General features: G+C 66.0%; 1 protein-coding gene and 1 pseudogene. Both read left to right on the plus strand.

The genetic code is table 11. The features are described 5' to 3' along the window. Nucleotides 1–165 (plus strand): annotated as a pseudogene (locus HX846_RS37000) (protease modulator HflK); the annotation flags it as partial. Further along, the coding region (locus HX846_RS37005; protein ID WP_178967436.1) for an HAD-IC family P-type ATPase at nucleotides 162–1162 on the plus strand (1001 nt) is incomplete at its 3' end. The pseudogene HX846_RS37000 and the gene HX846_RS37005, both read left to right, overlap by 4 nt.

Consider the following 1162-nt stretch of genomic DNA (forward strand, 5'->3'; position numbering starts at 1 on the left):
GCGCAAACCGCTACCGTCGCCAGCCTGGCCCAGGTCCAAGACCCAGGCCTGTTGCTGCGCCTCTACCGCGAACGCCTGCCGAAGATTCTCGGGCAGGCCGGCTCCGTGACCACGGTTGACCCTAAAGACGATTCCCGCCTGATCATTCAGGGAGCCGAACAATGACCGCCCACGCAGCCCCGATGCTCTCATCGGCCGAACAACGCAGCGCCGCCCGGCAACTGACCCTGGCGATGCTCGCCCTGGGCCTGCTCAGCCTGGGCCTGGTATGGCGCTGGCTGGCGCCGGACCAGACCGGCGTGAGCCAACTGCTGTTGGGCGTCGCCTCATTGCTGGTGGCCGTGCCCGTGATGCGTTCGGCCTGGTACAGCCTGCGGTATCCAAGTTTGCATGGCATCACCGACCAACTGATCGCCCTGGCCATGCTTGGCGCCTGGGCTACCGGTGACCTGCTGACCGCCGCGCTGCTGCCGATCATCATGATCTTCGGCCATGTGCTGGAAGAGCGCAGCGTCATCGGCTCCCAGGAAGCGATTCATGCCCTGGGCAAGCTGACCCGTAGCCACGCACGGTTGGTGCAGGCGGACGGGACGATCCTGGAAGTGGACAACGGCATCCTGAAGACCGGCGATATCGTCGAAGTGCGTGCCGGTGACCGCGTGCCCGCCGACGGCGTGGTGCTGTCGGGCCAGGCCAGCCTCGACACCGCGCCGATTACCGGTGAATCGGTGCCGCTGGAAGCGAGTGTCGGCGTGCAGGTGTTTGGTGGCGCGATCAACCTCGACGGTTTGCTGCGCCTGGAAGTGACCCGCACCGGCAATGAGTCGACGCTGGGCAAAGTCATCGCCCTGATGCAGAGCGCCGAACGTTCGAAGCCGCCGATCACCCGATTGCTGGAGCGCTACGCCGGCAGCTACATGGTGCTGGTGCTGTTGCTGGCGGCGGTCACCTGGTTTGTCACCAATGACGCCCAGGCGATGCTCGCGGTGCTGGTGGCGGCGTGCCCGTGTGCTTTGGTGTTGTCGGCGCCGGCCACGGCGATTGCGGGCATTGCGGTGGCGGCGCGTCACGGCATTCTGATTCGCAGCTCGGCGTTTCTCGAAGAGCTGGCGGACCTGACGTCCCTGGTGGTCGACAAGACCGGCACCCTGACGTTTGGCAC

Source organism: Pseudomonas sp. K5002 (assembly GCF_013386655.1).
Taxonomy (GTDB): Bacteria; Pseudomonadota; Gammaproteobacteria; order Pseudomonadales; family Pseudomonadaceae; genus Aquipseudomonas.